The sequence below is a fragment of the Streptomyces sp. NPDC102441 genome, assembly GCF_044765585.1.
In the GTDB taxonomy this organism is placed as follows: domain Bacteria; phylum Actinomycetota; class Actinomycetes; order Streptomycetales; family Streptomycetaceae; genus Streptomyces.
The window spans coordinates 61,926-79,541 of the sequence record NZ_JBIWKH010000017.1 but is presented as its reverse complement, the minus strand read 5'-3'; the positions used below and the strand labels follow the sequence as shown (position 1 = coordinate 79,541).

At 72.8% G+C, this 17,616-nt stretch carries 14 protein-coding genes and 1 pseudogene; 8 read left to right on the top strand and 7 right to left on the bottom strand.

Annotation, left to right across the window (positions count from 1 at the left end):
- The first annotated feature begins 175 nt into the window (after positions 1-175).
- Both ACIREO_RS32010 and ACIREO_RS32005 read left to right on the top strand, forming a co-directional pair.
- The gene (locus tag ACIREO_RS32010; protein ID WP_404116536.1) at positions 176-1,096 is read left to right on the top strand and encodes a LysR family transcriptional regulator; all 921 of its coding nucleotides are present in this window, start codon (positions 176-178) and stop codon (positions 1,094-1,096) included.
- Between the two features lie 42 nt (positions 1,097-1,138).
- Positions 1,139-2,914: a hypothetical protein gene (locus ACIREO_RS32005; RefSeq protein WP_404116534.1), complete on the top strand. Its 1,776-nt coding sequence runs from the start codon at positions 1,139-1,141 to the stop codon at positions 2,912-2,914.
- On the opposite strand, the gene ACIREO_RS32000 is transcribed toward ACIREO_RS32005, so the two are convergent.
- Positions 2,885-5,011, bottom strand: coding sequence for an ATP-binding protein (locus ACIREO_RS32000; RefSeq protein ID WP_404116532.1), 2,127 nt, complete (start codon positions 5,009-5,011; stop codon positions 2,885-2,887). The two genes, ACIREO_RS32005 and ACIREO_RS32000, sit on opposite strands and share 30 nt — an antisense overlap.
- 290 nt (positions 5,012-5,301) lie before the next feature.
- On the opposite strand from ACIREO_RS32000, the gene ACIREO_RS31995 reads away from it, so the two are divergent.
- On the top strand, positions 5,302-6,048 hold the full coding sequence (locus ACIREO_RS31995) for a DUF1838 family protein (protein WP_404116531.1): 747 nt from the start codon (positions 5,302-5,304) through the stop codon (positions 6,046-6,048).
- Here ACIREO_RS31995 and ACIREO_RS31990 read toward each other — a convergent pair.
- Entirely contained in the window at positions 6,032-7,024 is a 993-nt protein-coding gene (locus ACIREO_RS31990; protein ID WP_404116529.1) for a helix-turn-helix transcriptional regulator, read from the bottom strand. The genes ACIREO_RS31995 and ACIREO_RS31990 overlap by 17 nt on opposite strands.
- Positions 7,025-7,129: 105 nt before the next feature.
- Here ACIREO_RS31990 and ACIREO_RS31985 point away from each other — a divergent pair, with 105 nt between their 5' ends.
- From ACIREO_RS31985 to ACIREO_RS31975, 3 genes and pseudogenes are all read left to right on the top strand, one after another.
- On the top strand, positions 7,130-7,552 hold the full coding sequence (locus ACIREO_RS31985; protein WP_404116528.1) for a VOC family protein: 423 nt from the start codon (positions 7,130-7,132) through the stop codon (positions 7,550-7,552).
- A 10-nt stretch (positions 7,553-7,562) separates the two neighbouring features.
- Positions 7,563-7,908, top strand: a pseudogene (locus tag ACIREO_RS31980) (DNA glycosylase AlkZ-like family protein); the annotation flags it as partial.
- A 132-nt stretch (positions 7,909-8,040) separates the two neighbouring features.
- A complete protein-coding gene (locus ACIREO_RS31975; RefSeq protein WP_404116527.1) occupies positions 8,041-9,159 on the top strand; it encodes an NADH:flavin oxidoreductase in 1,119 nt (372 codons plus the stop codon).
- A 31-nt stretch (positions 9,160-9,190) separates the two neighbouring features.
- On the opposite strand, the gene ACIREO_RS31970 is transcribed toward ACIREO_RS31975, so the two are convergent.
- The 3 genes from ACIREO_RS31970 to ACIREO_RS31960 all read right to left on the bottom strand — a co-directional run bounded on the left by ACIREO_RS31970 (position 9,191) and on the right by ACIREO_RS31960 (position 11,269).
- Positions 9,191-9,634, bottom strand: a complete 444-nt coding sequence (locus tag ACIREO_RS31970; protein ID WP_404116525.1) for a PIN domain-containing protein — start codon at positions 9,632-9,634, stop codon at positions 9,191-9,193.
- Complete coding sequence (locus ACIREO_RS31965) at positions 9,631-9,891, bottom strand: CopG family transcriptional regulator (RefSeq protein ID WP_404116523.1); 261 nt, start codon at positions 9,889-9,891, stop codon at positions 9,631-9,633. Before ACIREO_RS31965 ends, ACIREO_RS31970 begins: the two co-directional genes overlap by 4 nt.
- 97 nt (positions 9,892-9,988) lie before the next feature.
- Complete coding sequence (locus tag ACIREO_RS31960; RefSeq protein ID WP_404116521.1) at positions 9,989-11,269, bottom strand: SGNH/GDSL hydrolase family protein; 1,281 nt, start codon at positions 11,267-11,269, stop codon at positions 9,989-9,991.
- A 505-nt stretch (positions 11,270-11,774) separates the two neighbouring features.
- Between ACIREO_RS31960 and ACIREO_RS31955 the strand changes: the two genes are divergently transcribed.
- Together ACIREO_RS31955 and ACIREO_RS31950 are read left to right on the top strand one after the other, a co-directional pair.
- Positions 11,775-13,439, top strand: coding sequence for an ABC-F family ATP-binding cassette domain-containing protein (locus ACIREO_RS31955; RefSeq protein ID WP_404116519.1), 1,665 nt, complete (start codon positions 11,775-11,777; stop codon positions 13,437-13,439).
- 79 nt (positions 13,440-13,518) lie between these two features.
- The gene (locus ACIREO_RS31950) at positions 13,519-14,226 is read left to right on the top strand and encodes a class E sortase (RefSeq protein ID WP_404116517.1); all 708 of its coding nucleotides are present in this window, start codon (positions 13,519-13,521) and stop codon (positions 14,224-14,226) included.
- A gap of 39 nt (positions 14,227-14,265) precedes the next feature.
- On the opposite strand, the gene ACIREO_RS31945 is transcribed toward ACIREO_RS31950, so the two are convergent.
- Both ACIREO_RS31945 and ACIREO_RS31940 read right to left on the bottom strand, forming a co-directional pair.
- Complete coding sequence (locus ACIREO_RS31945) at positions 14,266-16,695, bottom strand: glycoside hydrolase family 65 protein (RefSeq protein WP_404116515.1); 2,430 nt, start codon at positions 16,693-16,695, stop codon at positions 14,266-14,268.
- The gene (locus ACIREO_RS31940) at positions 16,695-17,456 is read right to left on the bottom strand and encodes an HAD family hydrolase (RefSeq protein WP_404116513.1); all 762 of its coding nucleotides are present in this window, start codon (positions 17,454-17,456) and stop codon (positions 16,695-16,697) included. Before ACIREO_RS31940 ends, ACIREO_RS31945 begins: the two co-directional genes overlap by 1 nt.
- Positions 17,457-17,616: the final 160 nt, after the last annotated feature.

Sequence of the window (17,616 nt, the reverse complement as noted above, 5' to 3'; positions counted from 1 at the left end):
TGGACGTATGCGGAAAAGTATGCGGAGCGGGTTGCGGTCATGTGCGTGATCTCCGATCCAGCGGATTCGGACTCCGGTGCGGCCCCCTGTCGGGCCCGTCCGCCGTTCAGACTGCGGCACTACGATCGTGTGCGTCCATCGAAGATTTACGTACGGAACTGTGTGAGGGAATTACATGATTGACCCTCGACTCCAGACTCTCCGCGTCCTCGCCGAGACCGGCACCGTCACCGCCGCGGCCGAGTCCCTGCACCTCACCCCGTCCACCGTCTCTCAGCAACTGCGCCGCCTCTCGGACGAGTTGAACGTGCGTCTGCTCGAACCACAGGGCCGCCGGGTCCGGCTCACCGCTGCCGCCCGGACGCTCATCGGACATGCGGACGCCTTGCACGCGCAGTGGGAGCGCGCGGTCGCCGACCTCGCCGCCCACCGGAACAACGGGCCGGGCGAGCTGCGGATCACCTCGGTGGCGACGGCGCTCGGCGCGCTGGTGGTGCCGGCCATGAACCGGCTGCTCTCCTGGCATCCGGGGATGACGTACTACCTCGGCGAGGATCCGGAGGCCGACCGCTTCCGGATGCTGCTGACCCGCGAACGCGACATCGCCGTCACCATCCCGGCCCCGGGCACACCGCCCTCCGACGACGAACGCTTCGAGCAGCACCTGCTCCTCCAGGAGCCGCAGGACCTCCTGGTGCCGCGCGGACACCGGTTCTCCGACCGCGCCTCGGTCGAGCTGCACGAGGCCGACACGGAGACGTGGCTCCGCGCCGGCGACCCTCGCGACCAGCATCTGCTGCTCACCTCGGCCTGCGCCGCAGCGGGCTTCTCGCCCCGTGTCACCCACAACGCCGTCGACTGGTCCGCGATCGCCGCTCTGGTCGCCGGCGGTCACGGAATCTGCATGGTGCCGCGCCTCGCGACGTTCCCGCAGGGCTACGCACTTGTACGCGTGCCACTGGCCGGCGACGTCGTGCCCACACGGCGGCTGGTCGGGTTCGTACGACGGGGCGGGGGGCATACCCCGCTGATCAGGGACGGTCTGCGGGCCTTGCGGGAGGCGGCAGCCGAATCGGGCGAGGGGCCCCACGGCTAGGGTGACCCGCGAGGACGCCGGGTGTGCGGCAGGAGGTGACACGTGGGGCCAGCTGATCCCCCGGCGGTACGGGTGCCGGTCGGGGAGGACTCCCATCTGTGGACCAGCCGGTCGGCCGCCCGCAGGGTGCTTCTGGTGGCGCACAACGTCACCTCCGCCGGGCGCCTTCTGGACGTACTGCCGCTGTTCCACGACGACTTCCGGATACAGCTGCTGGTGACCTCGACCGGGTCGTCGGCCTTCAGCGCGGGCCTCACCGAGCTGTTCGCCGAGCTGGGGCTGCCCGTTCTCCCGTGGCGGCAGGCACGGTCGATACCGGTCGACCTCGCGGTGTCCGCCAGCTTCGGAGGTCAACTCAGCGCAATACAGGGCAAATTGGCTGTACTGTCCCATGGCGTCGGATATACTAAGAAGCTGGCCGGCCGGGAGCCGGGAGCCGGGAGCCGGGAGCCGGGAGCCGGGAGCCGGGAGCCGGGAGCCGGGAGCCGGGAGCCGACGTTCGGCCTCTCGCCGGAATGGCTGCTGGCCGGCGGCGAGACGTTCGTGGACGCGCTCGTCCTGTCCCACCCGGAACAGCTCGAGCGGTTGCGCCGCTCGTGCCCCGAGGCCGAGGCGTCCGCGGTGCTCGCCGGGGATCCCTGCTTCGACCGCATGCTGGCCGCCCGCCCGCACCGTGAACGGTTCCGTCGCGCCCTGGGCGTACGCCGTGGCCAGCGGCTCGTCGTGCTGAACTCCACCTGGAACCCGGAGGGTCTCTTCGGGAACGGGGGCAGCCAGGAGGACGTCCTGCCGAGCCTGCTTCCCCGTCTCCCCGCCGAGTTGCCGGCCGACGACTACCGGCTGGCGGCCGTCCTGCATCCGAACATCTGGTTCGGGCACGGCCCGGGTCAGATCCGCGCGTGGACGGGCCGTGCTCGTCGCAGCGGCCTGATCCTGATCGATCCCGTGCACGCCTGGCGGCAGGCCCTCCTGGCCGCGGATCTCGTTCTGGGGGACTTCGGCGCGGTCTCCTACTACGCGGCGGCCCTGGGCATCCCCGTGATGCTGGGATCCGCCGTACAGGACCGGCTGGATCCCGAGGCACCGCTTGCCTCGTTCGTGCGGGACGCGCCTCGGCTCGACCCGCACGGCCCGCTGCGGGCGCAGGTGGAGCGGACGCTGGCGGAGCACCGTCCGCTCGCCGGGCCGGCCGAGTTCACCACCTCCGCTCCCGGCGCCTCCGCGGCCCTGCTGCGGCAGCGTTTCTACGCGTTGATGGATCTCCCGGAGCCCGGGTCACCCGCGCTGCTGGAGCCGCTGCCCCTGCCCGCGTACGATCCGCCGCGGCATACGGCCCCGCTGCACGTGCGGACGCGTGTCCGGGGGACGGAGGTCGTCGTCGAACGCTCCACGGGGCAGCCGTACGAGGCCGACGGCCCCACCCACCTCGCCGTGCACGAGGACACCTTGGACCCCGGCGGCCTGGAGTCGGCCGACGTGATCATGCGCGAGGGCCCGGCCGACGACCCCCGCCTGGGCGGGCCCGGGCTGTGGACCGCGGAGGTGCTGGACCGGTATCCGCACTGTTCCGCCGCCGCCTATGTGACCGGTCCCGGCACGTGCACCGTCCGGACGCGGGAGCACGGCGGGTTCCTGCTGTCGGCCGGCCCGGGAGCGGACGCCGACCCGGCGGCGTACGCCTCCTCTCTGGCGGCGTGGCTGGGCGCCGGAGGCCGGGTCCCTGCCGGAGGTGTCACGCTCCGGATGCGCACGGCCGGTGGTGTGCATCCGGTGACGGTGGCGCCTGCGCTACGCGGGGATCCCGCAGCGCAGGCGTAGGGCGGCGAGGTACCCCAGGTGCGGAGCCGCAGCCGGTGTGAGCAGGCGTTCGGCCTCCGAGATCCTCGTCAGCGCCTCGGGGTTCTCACCCGCGTCGTGAAGGGTCTCGGCCAGGTCCGTGAGTGCCCGGGCCTGGTTGTACGCCTCGCCCCGCCCCGCGAAGAATTCGGTCGCGCCCTCCAGCAGGCGGCGTGACTCGTCGAGCCGCCCCATGCCGCGCAGGGCCCTGCCCTGGTGGCGGCGGGCCAGGGCGTAGGCGCGCGGCAGATCGTCCGCGCCTTCCTGGCCCGCGGGGATCCGGCCGTAGATGTGTTCCGCCTCGACGAACCGCTCGTACGCCGATCCGTACAGCCAGCGGTGGAGACTCAGCAGCCCCCGCAGCTCCACGGAGGAGGCCTCGCCCCGCAGATGGCCCGCCTCACGCTCGGCCCGCACCGCGGAGTCCGCCTCCCGGTCCGCCTCTTCCGGCCGGCCGAGCTCGCCCAGGCAGTGCCCGAGCTGGAAGTGCAGCGCTCCCGCGGTCCGGGACCCCGGCTGATGCTCGTCGGCGCAGCGGGCGGCGATACGGAGCGCGGGCAGCACCTCGTCCCAGTGGCCCGCCTTCAGCTGAAGGGGCCAGAGGGCGCGTCCCAGGCGCAGCGCGGTGTCGATGTGCTCGTACTCCCGGGCGACGGACACGGCACGGACCAGGTTGCCGGCCTCGGCGGCCAGCACGGCCACCCCTGCCGCCTCATCGGCGTACGCCTCTCCCTGGGCCGGTGCCGGCTCGGTCCGCCAGCTCTGGGGCAGTGCGGCGTGGGCGGCGTGCAGCGCCCGGTTCAACAGGGCGTCGAGCGTCCGCGCGACCGCCGCGGAACACTCGGCGATCCCGTGCTCCGGCCCGGCCGTGTCCGCGAGATAGCGGCCCACCTCGGGCCGGAACCGGTAGCGGTCGTCGGGCAGGGACTCCAGCAGCTGGGCGTCCGCCGCCTCGGCAAGCATGTGGGCGGCCTCCTCCTCGGAGACGCCTGCGGCAGCCGCGGCGAGCCGGGCGGATACGGACGGCCAGCCGCCCAGTGCGGTCAGCCGGCACAGACGGGCCGTCCCGGGCCGGACCCGGCGGCAGCCGGCCCGGGCCGTGTCGCGCACCGGATGGCTCTCCGGCGCATCCGCTGCCGGGTCCGGGAGGTCCAGCTCCTCGTCCCCGGCCAGCAGGCGCATCGCCGTGGCCTTCAGGGCGAAGGCGTTGCCCGCGCAGTGGGCCAGCACGTGCGGGATCTGCGCCCTGGCACGCGTGATCCTGTCCCGGCCCGCGACCTTCCTCATCATCTCCAGCGAGTACCGCCCGGTCAGTGGGTGCACCGCTACGGGTTCGGATTCCAGCAGGAAGGGCCGGCCGGACACGACGACCAGCAGGAAGACCTCGGGTGTGGAGGGGATGAGGCGGCGGACCTGTGCCACCGAGGACGCGTGGTCGATCACCACCATCGCCCGACGGCCGCTGACGAGCCGCCGGTAGAGCTGTTCCCGGGCTGCCTCGGTGGGCGGAATCCGGTCGGCTTCGACGCCCATCTGCCGGAGCAGGCGCAGCAACACGGCTGCCGGGGCCGGCCCGAGCTCCCCGGCGTCGTCGCGGAGGTCGACGTAGAACTGTCCGTCGGGGAACCGGTCGTGGCAGGCGGCACCCAGGTGCAGCGCCACCGCGGTGGTGCCGATCCCCGGAGGGCCGTACAGCTGCGCGACGCGCGGCCGGCCCGCGGCGGGGCGGGTCACTTCCCGCCTCAGCTGCCTGACGACGTCCTTGCGGTCGGTGAAGTGGCGTGAGGCGGGGGGAAGTCCGCCCCCGGTGGCCAGGGCCGCCGCGTCCCCCGGAAGGCTCCGGAGAAGCAGCGCCCATTCAGCGGCCTGCCTCCGGTCGTCGCCCAGCCGGGCGTGCACTTGACCGGCGAGTGCTTCCCAGCCCTCACGGCTGGCCGGCAGCGGCGTCTCGCGCCCCGTGGCCCTTCTCGCCAGCACACCGGTCGACAACAGCAGCTGCTTGCCCATCTCGCCTGCCGCGCCGTTGCCCACCGCCGTGAGGAATGCGGTCAGCGCGCTGAGCGCCACGACATCCAGCATGTCGGCCCCTCCCCTGGTCCCCGATCCCCCACTGGCCGGACTGTATCCCCGCGACAGCGGCTCGCGGGAACGTTTGGATCACATCAACTCCGCTCCGTGGCTTGTCCGATACGCCTCAGGAAAACCGGCTGGTGCCGCGATCACCGGCCGTCGGCCCGTGGCCGCGTGTCCCGGGTCGCGGGTCGCGGGTCGCGGGTCGCGGGTCGCGGGAGCGTCTTCTTCCAGCCCTTCCGCATCCGGCATGGGCGTTTCCCGCCCGGCCGGGGCGCGGGCCGCGCAGAGTGGTGCGTATGACGACACCCGCGGAGCTGCTCCGCTCCTTCGCCCGCACCCGTGCCTCACTCGACGGCGAGGAGGTCACCTACTGGTGGTCCGGGGACGTGTACTCCTGGGCCCCGGACGAGCCCTACCAGCGTGTCTTCGGCTTCGAGGGGCTCAACGTCGCCCGCCTGGTCCAGGACGCCGAGGCCGGTCCGGACGCCTACCAACTGCTCACCCGCGAGGCCGCCTTCTATCTGGACCCCGTCACCCGAGAGATCCTGGAGACCTGGCAGGACCTGCCGGTGACGCACATCTGGAACGACCCGGCGAACCAGAAGTGGCGTCCCTTCCCGGTCCCGACGACCGAGCTCGGCGGACAGGTCTGCTTCAGCCTGGAGATCCCGCTCGCCTACCCCTCGCCACTGCCGGTGGCGCAGTACCCCGTCCACTCGGCCGGCGACACGTACAAGGCCCTGGAGCTCTTCCAGTTCTTCGCCGACCGCGCCGACCTGGCCGGCCCGGCCCCCGGCGTACCGGCCACCATGTCGTGGACCCGGATGTCCCCGTGGCTGCCGTGGATGGCGCGCGGCCAGGCTCCCGGCGGCCTCACCTTCCACTGCCGGGGCCGCAAGCTCGGTTCGTACGCCGAGGTCCCCGAGCGGACCCGTGCCTATGTGGCCGGGCACCACCCGGAGTTCGCCCACGCCCCGGAGAAGTGGAGCGAGCCGAACGAGACCAGCTGGACGTACTTCCGCAAGCTCAACCCGCCTGGGTAGTGGCCGGGCCCCCCGCGGCGTCGGCGTAACGCACCGCGAGTTCGGCGAAGGCGTGGGTCAGTTGTGGTGGACCGATGACGTGGATGTCGGTGTCGAAGTGGCCGACGGCGGTGGCGAGACCCGTCCACGACCATGAGCCGAGGGTGAGGCGGCAGCGGCCTGGGCCGAGTTCCTCGACGATTCCGTCCTGCGCGAAGGGGGCCACATCCCGCGCGGGGAGGCCGAGGACGACTTCGCCACGGCAGGGCCAGTCGGTGGTGGAGCCGTCGGTCCCCCGGAACCGGCCGGTGACGAACGCGGCGACGTCACCGCCGGGGAGGTCGCGCGGGGTGAAACGCGGGCCGGTGGGGGTGCGGGGGCGTATGCGGTCGGCCCGGAAGGTGCGCCAGTCGTCGCGGTCGAGATCCCAGGCGATCAGGTACCAGTGGCCGCGCCAGGTGACGAGGTGGTGGGGCTGTGTCCGGCGGGCCCGGCCGGCCGGACCGGTGGCGACGTCCCCGTAGTCGAAGCGCAGTTCCTCCCGGGCGTGGATGACACGGCCGAGCTCCACGAGGAGCTGGGTGCCGACCGGGGAGGCGTCGCCGGTCCCGGGCGGCTCGACGGCGGTGACCCGCAGCATGTCGATGCGCTGACGCAGACGGGGCGGCATCACCTGGCGGACGGTGGACAGCGCCCGAGCGGCGTCTTCGCCGATCGTGCCGCTGGTGGCCGCGGACTGCAGGGCGACGGCCAGGGCGACGGCCTGGCCGTCGTCGAACAGCAGCGGGGGCAGCTGCGAGCCGGCGTCCAGGCGGTAGCCGCCGGAGGGCCCCTTGAAGGCGCGGACCGGGTAGCCCAGTTCCCGCAGGCGGCCGATGTCTCGGCGCACCGTGCGCGGGGTGATGCCGAGCCGCTCGGCGAGTTCATCACCGGACCGGTCGCGATGCGCCTGGAGCAGCGAGAGCAGTGCGAGCAGCCGGGAGGACGTCTTCTGCATGTTCCTGATTCTGCCCGCAGTACAGGACCCGACCTGTCCGCTACCGGTGGAAGGGTCGGTATCGAGATCAGCCGGAGCGGCTGCGGCTCGAACAAGGAGAAGGCCATGTCCGTCACGACCACCACCCACCTGAACTTCCGGGGCGACGCGAGGGCGGCACTGGACCACTACCGGTCCGTCTTCGGCGGGCGCGTCACCGCGATCACGTACGGGGACATGGGCAAGGCGCAGGACGAGAAGGAGGCGGACCATGTCGTGTGGGGCGAGGTGGTGGGCGACAACGGCTTCCACGTCATGGCCTACGACGTGCCCTCGCACCTGCCCTGGGACCGGGGCAGCAGCCCGTTCTTCGTCTCCGTGCGGGGCGACGGCACGGACGAGATCAGCGCCCTCTGGCAGAAGCTGGCCGAGGGCTCGACGGTGGTGGAGCCCCTGGAGCCGTCGCAGTGGGCCCCGTTGTACGGCATGCTCACCGACCGCTTCGGCGTGACCTGGGTCCTGGATGTCGCGGCTCCGTACGCCGGCTGACCCCCGCCCCATGACCGTCCTCGGCGCACGCGCTCGCAACCGCGCCACCCTCGCCCGCCAGTATCTGCTCGAACGCACCACCGCACCGGTCCGGGAGGCCGTGGCGCATCTGTCCGGCCTCCAGGCCCAGGAACCCCAGGAGCCCTTCACCGGCCTGTGGTCGAGGCTGCACGCCTTCACGCCCGGCCGGCTCGACCGGGCGCTCACGGACCGGCATGTCGTACGCACCCACCTGATGCGCCGCACCGTCCACCTGGTGACCGATGACGACGCACTCGCCTGGCGGGCACGCCACGACACCATGCTGCGCCGGCGGGTGATGGCCACCTACCGGCGTGAACTCGCCGGTATCGATCCGGACTGCTGGACGCGCGGACGGAAGACCGAGAGGAGACGTCCGCCACATCGGCCCGGTCCGGGGATGCGGGGGCGCCGGCCGGATGTTGGCGACGGATGGACCTGCCCCCACCCTCCGAACAGGACACGCAGTGACAGACGAGAACGCCCGCCGTGCAGCAGCCGCCCTCTCCCGCCCCTTCTCGGTCCGCGGACTGACATCGCCCAACCGGATCGCCATGGCGCCGATGACCCGGGACTTCTCCCCGAACGGCGTTCCCGGCCAGGACGTGGCGGACTACTACGCCCGCCGGACCGCCGGTGGCGTGGGGCTGATCATCACCGAGGGCACCTACGTCGACCACGCCTCCGCCGGCACCAGCGGGCGCGTCCCGCTGTTCCACGGCGAGGACGCGTTCGCGGGCTGGGCGGGGGTCGTGGACTCCGTGCACCGTGAGGGCGGCGCGATCATCCCGCAGCTGTGGCACGTGGGTGTCACGCGCGCCGAGGGCACCCCGCCCGTGGCGGAGGCGGAGCCGGTCGGCCCGTCGGGCGTCTCCCTGGCGGGCGAGCCCAAGGGGCGCGCCATGACGCAGAAGGACCTCGACGACGTCATCGCCGCGTTCGCCGACGCCGCGGCGAACGCGGAGCGTCTCGGCTTCGACGGCATCGAACTGCACGGAGCGCACGGCTACCTGATCGACCAGTTCCTCTGGGAGGGCAGCAACCGCCGCACCGACGCGTACGGCGGCGACATCGTCGCGCGCACCCGTTTCGCGGCGGAGATCGTGGCGGCGTGCCGCGCGGCCGTGTCCGACGCCTTCCCCCTCTTCTTCCGCATGTCCCAGTGGAAGATGAACGCTTACGAGGCGAAGCTCGCCCGGACGCCCGAGGAGCTGGACTCCCTCCTCACGCCGCTGGCCGAGGCCGGCGTCGACGTCTTCCACGCCTCCACCCGCCGCTACTGGCTGCCGGAGTTCGACGACTCCGACCTGAACCTCGCCGGATGGGTGAAGAAGATCAGCGGCAGGCCGACGGTCACCGTCGGCTCGGTGGGCCTGGACGGTGACTTCTTCAGCGCCTTCCAGGGCAACAGCTCCTCGGTCACCGGCATCGACCAGCTGCTGGACCGGCTGGAGCGCGACGAGTTCGACATGGTCGCCGTCGGCCGCGCGCTGATCGCCGACCCCGAGTGGGCCGCGAAGACACTGCGGGGGCGCACGGAGGACATCACGCCGTTCGGGGCGGAGATGCTGAAGACGCTGCGCTGACCAGGCCGGGCCGGGGACGGGCGCCGGCCGATCAGAGCGGCAGATCGTCCGGCACGATACGGAACGCCTTGTGCCGGCCCAGCGGACGTACGGCGCGGAAGCCGCGGCGGTCCAGGGTAAGGATCGCGTCGGTGTCGTAGTCGGCGGCCAGGGTCACGTTCACCGCGTCGGCGAGGTCGAGGTCGAGCGCCTCGTAACGGGCGCGCACCGACTGGGCGACGCCGAGGTGGTCCTCGGTGATCTCCGGCACCGAGACCCGGCCGCGGCGCATCCAGCCCCGGATGTCGTCGATCGCGCTCACCGCGGCCGTGCGTCCCAGTTCCCTCGTGGCCACGTGATCGAGCTCGGCGAGCAGGAGAGGCGACATGACGAGCAGCCCCGCGCCCATGATCGCTTCCGTGGCCCCCCGGTGATCGGGATGAGCGGAGTCGAGGGCCGCGAGCAGGCCGGAGGTGTCCGCGATGACGATGATCACCCGGTGCTCCCGGGAACGGACTCGCGCCGGACCGCGTCGGCCACGGCATCGCGGGCCTCGTCCTTGGCGAGCGTGCGCCCTGGACCGGTGAACGTACGGGAGAACAGCGGTTCGTCCCAGACCCGGTTGGCCATGGCGGCCAGATGGATTCCCTGCCTGATGATCTCGGCCTCGCTTATGCCGCGCCGCCTGGCGGCCTCCTTGATGATCGCGAGGTCTTCGGGGTCCGCGTAGACATTGGTGCGCTTCATCGACATGTACCAACGGCAGCCCATGTACCAGTTCGGTGTATGTCGCCCGGTACGCCCCCGCCGCCTGCGCGGCGGGGGCGTCCGGGGCGGGGGCCTGCGGGGCTCAGCGCAGGAGGCGCAGGGGCACGGCCCGGGCCATCGCCTCGGCTCCGGCGTCATTGGGGTGGAGGCCGTCGCCGCTGTCGTAGCGTGCGAGGAGGCGCTGCGGGTCGGACGGGTCGCGGAGCGCCCTGTCGAAGTCGACCACCCCGTCGTACTCGCCGCCGGTGCGGATCCAGCGGTTGAGGGCCTGACGGGCGGCCTCGTTCTCCGGGGTGTAGAAGCCCAGGGTGTCGCCCTTGAAGGGCAGGACCGTGCCGCCGTAGGCCTTCAGGCCCCGGTCGTGGGCGCGGGCGATGATCTGGCGGTGGGCCTCGATGAGGTCGGCCGCCGTGACCCGTTCCGACTCGGGGGCGACGGTGCCGGGGTGACCGAGGTCGTTCACCCCGAGGAGCACGATCAGGTGCTCGGCGCCCGGCCGGGCGGCGACGTCGCGGTCGAAGCGGCGCAGGGCGCTCTGGCCGAAGTACGCCGCGAAGTCCTCGGCGTCGGATCCGGCGGGCGGATTGGGGTCGTGCAGGAGGCGGTTGCCGCCGATGCCCTCGTTGAGGACGCCCACGGCGTCAGGTCCTGCGGAGGCGCGCAGCCGCCCGGCGAGGAAGTCGGGCCAGCGGTGGTTGGCGTCGGCCTCGGTGACGGAGCCGTCGGTGATGGAGTCGCCGAGGGCGACGACGGCCGAGGAGGGCCGGGACGTGGTCACACTCACGCCGGTCAGGAAGTACCAGCGCTCGATGGTCGCGGTCGGCTCGATGTCCGCACGGCCGGTGACGTTGCCTGCGGCCACGTGGTTGTGCTGGAAGGCGGACGCGTGGAGCGTCGAGCCCGGGGTGGGCCCGGGCAGGTGGATGCTCACCACGAGGTCCGTGCCCGCGGGCACCCGCAGGGAGACCGGGTCGCTGAGGAGCGGGGCTCCCGCGGGGACGGTCACCGAGGTGCGCCCGCCGAAGGTGAGCGGCCGGTCGGTGCGCGGGTCGATCCGGGAGGAGGGCCCGTCCGCGGCAGGGCGGGCGACGCGGGCCTCGCCGATGACCAGGGGGCCGCTGCCGAACTCGTTCGACAGCCGGACGCGGACCCGGTCGCCGCCGATGCTGATGCGGACGGTCTGACGGATCGTCTCGTCCTCGAACGCGGTGGTGTCCGAGGCCGGGGCCGTCGTGGGACCGGCGGCCCATGTCCCGGTCCAGGAACCGGTGTTGTGGCCACGGGACGCGGGCTCGGAGGGCTCGGCGGACACGGCGGGCGTGGCCGCCGTCGCCAGGAGCAGGCCCCCGGTGGCTACGGCCACGAGGTGGCGGGCTGCCCTTCGTACGCGTAAGCGGGGGCCCGAGGTAGTCGGGGATCCTGTGGAGCGCGGTCTCATCGGGGTGCCTCCTGGGCTGCGGGACGGACCTGCGGGGCCGGACACGCTCGGGGCCGAAAGTTGCGAATCTCCTTGCGATCGGGCGAGCAGACGGTATGGATGCCCGCGGTCCCGCGTCAAGACGGCCTCCGCACGTCTTCACCCCCGCCGGAGCCGGGTCCGGTGTACAGTTTTCGAGTCCTGTCGTCTCCGATAGAGGTGGACGTTGCGCATCTGAGGTCCGCGATCATCGCGCGGTACGGCCCCTGCCGTAGCCCGTCACGCCTTGTCGGCTCTTCTGCCGCCCCGTGACCCACCGCGTGGATGCGACCTCGGTGCAGGATCCGTCCCCCGTATGTCCGGAGGACCGCACCCTCCCTCTCCCGGCCGGTCGCCGCGTGGTGCTCGCATACGAAGCCCCTGTTCACACGCTTGCGACTGCGAGGACCACATGTCCCATCCCACCACGCCCGCCGCCTCTCTCAGCTGCTCCGCCCTCTCCTTCCGGTGGCCGGACGGCACGGAGGTCCTCGACGGGCTGTCCGTCGGCTTCGGGCGGGGCCGCACCGGGCTCGTCGGTACCAACGGCTCCGGGAAGTCCACCCTGCTGCGGCTGCTGGCGGGCCGGTTGAAGCCCTCCGCCGGCTCGGTGACCGTCGGCGGGCACCTCGCCTACCTGCCGCAGAACCTCACCCTCGACACGGACATCGGCGTCGAGGACGCCCTGGGCATCACCGCGCGGCGTACGGCGCTGCGCGCGATCGAGGCCGGCGATGTCGCCGTGGAGCACTTCGAGACCGTCGGCGACGACTGGGACGTCGAGGAACGGGCCCTGGCGACCCTGGGGTCGCTCGGCCTCGGCGACATCGGACTCGACCGCACCGTGGGACAGCTGTCCGGCGGCGAGACCGTGCTGCTGCGGCTGGCCGCACTGCTGCTGGAGCGCCCCGACGTCCTGTTGCTCGACGAGCCGACCAACAACCTCGACGTGTTCGCGCGCCGCCGGCTGTACGAGGCCGTCGAGTCCTGGCGCTCCGGCGTGCTCGTCGTGGTCAGCCACGACCGTGACCTGCTGGAGCGGGTGGACCGCATCGCCGATCTCCGTGCCGGTGCGGTGAGTTGGTACGGCGGCGGCTGGTCCGCCTACGAGGAGGCACTGGCCACCCAGCAGGAGGCGGCCGGCCGAATGGTGCGGGCCGCCGAGTCCGACGTACGCCGGCAGAAACGCGAGCTGGAGGAGGCCCGGACCAAGGTGGCCCGCCGTCAGCGGCACAACAAGAAGATGGACGCCGAGCGGCGTGCGCCGCGGATCGTCGCGGGCGCGCACAAGAGGTCCTCCCAGGAGGCGGCGGGCAAGCTCCGCGGTCTGCACGAGGACCGGCTCCAGGACGCGCGGGAGCGGCTCGACACGGCGGCGGAGGCGATCCGCGACGACGCCGAGATCCGGGTGCGGCTCCCTCACACCGCAGTCCCGGCGGGCCGCACGGTACTGAGCGCGCACGGGCTCCGCCCCCGCTTCGGCACCCTGCGCGACGGTGAGCTCCATGTCCGGGGGCCCGAGCGCATCGCGCTGATCGGGCGCAACGGCGCGGGCAAGACGACGCTGCTGCGCACCCTCACCGGGGAGCTGGCGCCGGAAGAGGGCGAGGCCAGGGCCCATGTGCCGCTGCGCTTCCTGCCGCAGCGGCTCGATGTCCTGGACGACGGGCTGAGCGTCGCCGCGAACGTGGCCCGCGCGGCGCCCGGGACCACCGACAACGAGATCCGCTCCCAGCTCGCCCGCTTCCTGTTCAAGGGGGCACGCGCCGAGCAGCCGGCGGGCACCCTCTCGGGCGGCGAACGCTTCCGTGCCGCTCTCGCGGCGACGATGCTCGCCACACCTGCCCCGCAGCTGCTGATGCTGGACGAGCCGACCAACAATCTGGACCTGGCGAGCGTGCGCCAGCTGACGAGCGCCCTGGAGTCCTACGAGGGCGCGCTGATGATCGCGGGCCACGATCTGGCGTTCCTGGAGTCGGTCGGGATCACCCGCTGGCTGCTCGTGGGCGAGGAGCTCACGGAGCTGAGCGCCGAGGAGGTGGGCGAGCTGCTCGGCAGGCCCGACACGATCGTCTGACCGGTGGTGTACTGGAAGGGTGCGGGCCGTGCTCGCGGGCCCGCCCCAGGCATCACCGGCTACTGATCCGGATCCCGTCATGCACCGACCCCATGGATTCCGAGGCGTGTCCCGGGCCCTCGCGGGCGCGGCCGTGGCCCTGCTGGCGGCCGGAGGGCCTGCCGCAGTGGCCGCCGCCGCGCCTCCCCCGGCCGCCGCGACCGCACCCGCCGGCGCCACCGCACCGGCCGCCGCGGACCCGTCCGCCGGGCCCCCGTCCGACCGGACCGACCCGCGTACGGCGACCGCGGAGCTCACCGTCCCGGCGATCGGGGTGACGGACCTGCGCGTGGTCCCGTACGAGGGGACGACGGACGACGGGCCGGGCACCCGTGTCCAGGACCGTGGTGTGGCCGCCGGCCCGTACGGCGAGGAGGGCGGCGTCGGGCCCGGCGAGACGGGGAACTATCTCGTGACGGCCCACCGGCTCTCCGCCGGGGGCCCGTTCCGCGACCTGCCGTCGCTGGACACGGGCGACAAGGTGCAGGTCACGGAGGGCTCCACGGTCTACGAGTACCGGATCACCGGGACCCGGGAGACGTCCTTCCGGTCCGAGCGCTCGCTCGCCGCCCAGCGGGCCGAGGTGCCGGGCGAGCCGGGTGAGAAGCCGACCCGGGCGATGATCACCCTCTCGACCTGCGCGACCCCGGAGGACGACGCGGCCGGGAACTTCTGGCGCGACGCCCACCACAATCCGGAGCACCGCATCGACAAGATCGGCGTACTGGTCTCCTCCCGGCCCGCATGAGACCCGCCCCTGTGAACCGGCGCGTGCCCCGGGCGGCCTTCACCAGCCGCCGGGCATGTCCTCGGGCAGCTCCAGCCAGCGCGCCGTGCCCGGCTCGATGATGTAGGCGCTGCCGTCCACCTTCACCCGGACCCCCGGCCGTTCCGAGTCCGGTACGGCGATCCTGAGACGCTCGGCGCGGATGCGCAGGTCCACGTCCCAGTGCCGGCGGAAGCGCAGCCGCATACGGAACTTGGAGAGCTGGGGCAGCGTGGCCGGCGCGAGCCACAGGGCGTCGTCGCGGGTGTCCAGGCCCGTCATGCCGCGCTGGACGAAGTCGAGGGTCCCGGCCATCGCGCCCAGGTGGATGCCCTCCTCCGTCGTACCGCCCTGGATGTCGGCCACGTCGCCGATCAGCGCCTCCTCGCAGTACGCCCAGGCGTCGTCGCGGTGGACCCTGGCCAGCACCCAGGCGTGGACGAGGGAACTCAGGGTGGAGCCATGGCTCGTACGGCCCACGTAGTAGTCGACGGTGGACCGCCAGGTCTCGTCGTCGAGTGTGTGGCCGAGCCGCCGGAACAGCGCGACGAGCTCCTTGGGCTGGAAGAGGTAGCCGAGCATCAGCACATCGGCCTGCTTGGACGCCTGGTAGCGGTTGACGGTGTCGCCCTCCGCCTCCAGGATCCGGTCGAGGCGCCGGATGTCCCCGTACCGCTGCCGGTAGCCGTCCCAGTCCAGCTCGTCCAGGTCTCCGTAACCCGCGAACTGGCTGATAACACCCCGGTGGTGGGGCACGTACAGCCGCCGGGAGATGTCGTCCCAGCGGTCCAGTTCCGCCGGGTCCAGCCGGATCTGTTCGAGGAGCTGCCGGCGCCGGCTCCGGGGCAGGGAGGCGCAGAGCTCGCCGGCCCGTGCCAGCACCCAGGCCGCCGTCACGTTCGTGTACGTGTTGTCGTCGAGCCCCGCGGCGTCGGAATCCGGATAGGCGTCGTGGTACTCGTCGGGCCCGACGACTCCCTTGATGCGGTACCGCCCGACGGCGTCGTCCCACTCGGCGCTGTCCGCCCAGAAACGGGCGATCTGCATCACCATCTCGGCGCCCTTGGAGTAGAGGTACTCCGTGTCGCCGGTGGCCTGGCAGTACTGCCACACGTTGTACGCCACCGCCGAGCCGACATGGTGCTGCAGCCGTGAGCGGTCGGGCAGCCAGCGGCCCGAGCGGGGGTTGAGGTGGACCTCCTGGGTCTCCTCGCGCCCCTCGTCGGCGCTCTGCCACGGGTACATCGCCCCTGCTCTGCCCACCGCACGCGCGGCGGCGCAGGCCGCGGGGAGCCGCCGGTGGCGGTAGTCGAGCAACCCGCGGGAGACCTCGGGGAGATGCAGGTTCAGGAAGGGCAGCACGAACAGCTCGTCCCAGAAGACGTGCCCCCGGTACGCCTCGCCGTGGAGCCCCCTGGCCGGTACCCCGACATCGAGTTCCGCGGTGTGCGGGGAAAGGGTCTGGAGCACATGGAAGAGGTGCAGCCGCAGGATGCGTCCGGGTTCGCCCGGCACCTCCAGTTTCACCTGCTGCCACAGGTCGGCCCAGGCCCGGCGGTGCGAGGCCCGCAGCCGGGCGTACGCCGGGGCGTCGCCCACCGCGGACACGGCGGCCCGCAACGGACTGCCGATGGCCGGGTCGCGGGAGGTGTAGAGGCCGACCGTCTTGTCGACGACGGCCCCGGAGCCCGGGGCGAGCGGCAGCAGCAGCCTCTGGTGGACCGCCCGGGGCTGCTGCTCCGGTTCGGCCCGGTGGTCGCCGTTCCTCTCCGGGCCGCAGGAGGCCACGGTGCGGGCTGCCAGGGCGATGCCGATGTCCGACTCCACCGTGCGGCAGCGCAGCCACACCATGGAGCCGGGTTCCGTGCCGGTCTCCCAGCCGGTGAGGTGGCGGTCGGCCAGTTCGCGGTAGCGCGCTACACCGTTGTTGCGGATGTCGCCGTCGATCCCGGCCTCCACCTCCAGCTCGCCCGACCAGCCCTCGGCGGTGAACTGCGTGTGCAGGGCGGCCAGATGGGGGTCGCCCATGTGCACCAGGCGCTCCTGCGCCACCGTCAGGCGGCGGCCGGCCCCGTCCTCGTACACCGAGTGGCGGGTCAGCGTCCCGCCGCGCAGGTCGAGCGACTGCCGGTGCTCGGCGAGGTGCGCGTGGTCGGGGGTCAGCCACGGGCCGGGGCGGGAGCCGGCGGGGCGGATGCGGTAGCGCAGCGGCAGCCAGTTGGGGAGGTTGACCATGTCCTCGTTCTCGACCTGGCGCCCCTGGACGGAGGAGGTCAGCCGGTTGTAGCAGCCCGCCACATACGTGCCCGGGTAGTGCGTCTCGCCCGCCGGCGTCTCGGGCGCGGCTCCCCGGGTGGCGAAGTAGCCGTTGCCCAGTGTGCAGAGCGCTTCGCGCAGGCGCTCCTTCTCCGGGTCGTATCCCTCGTACGCCCAGGTCCAGCCGCGCGCCATCAGTCCTCCCCGTTGATCAGCAGGTCCCCCGGATCGGCCACCACGAGGTCCGCGCCGTGACGGCGCAGGTCGCCGGCGCCCTCGGGGCTGTCCGTCCGGTCCACCCCGACGACGAGCCCGAAGCCGCCCCGCCTGCCCGCCTCCACTCCGGCCAGCGCGTCCTCCACGACGGCGGCTTCGCCGGGCGGGACCCCGAGGCGCCGTGCTGTCTCGGTGAACAGGGCGGGGTCCGGTTTGCCGGGCAGCTCCAGGCGGCGCGCCTCGTTGCCGTCGACCACCGCCGTGAAGAGGTCCAGGAGACCGGCCCCGGCCAGCAGCTCGGTCGCGTGCCGGGACGCGGACGCGGCGGCGAACGGGACGCGGGCGTCGTGCAGCACGTGCAGGAGGCGGACCGTCCCCGGCCAGACCGCGATCGGACGGGACCGCAGGCGCCGGGTGAACGCCTCGTCCTTGACGGCTGCGACGGCCCACACCGTCCCGGTGCCCGGGGGGTCGTCGGGACTGCCCTCGGGAAGGTCGATGCCCCTGGACACGAGGAACGCGGCAGCACCGTCCTTGCGCGCCTTGCCGTCGACGTAGCGCCGGTAGTCGTCCGCCTCGTCGAAGGGCCGCTGCCCTTCGTGTGAGGCCAGGCAGGCGTCGAACGCCTCCTTCCAGGCCGCGGCGTGCGCCGGGGCGGAGTCCGTGATCACGCCGTCCGTGTCGAAGACGACGGCGTGCACGGAGAGCAGGACTGCGGCCGGTGACGGTGCACGTGCCATGACCGGTGGTCCCTTCGTCGAGGCGTCCCCCGCTCCATGGCACCAGGTTCCGGCCGGGACCGCTCCCCGTGGCATCCGGACAGACCGCTCCGGAGGCAGCCGCGGAGGCAAGGGCCGGCACAAGCAGTGGTAAAAAGTCGGAAAAGTTTCTAAATGTCCC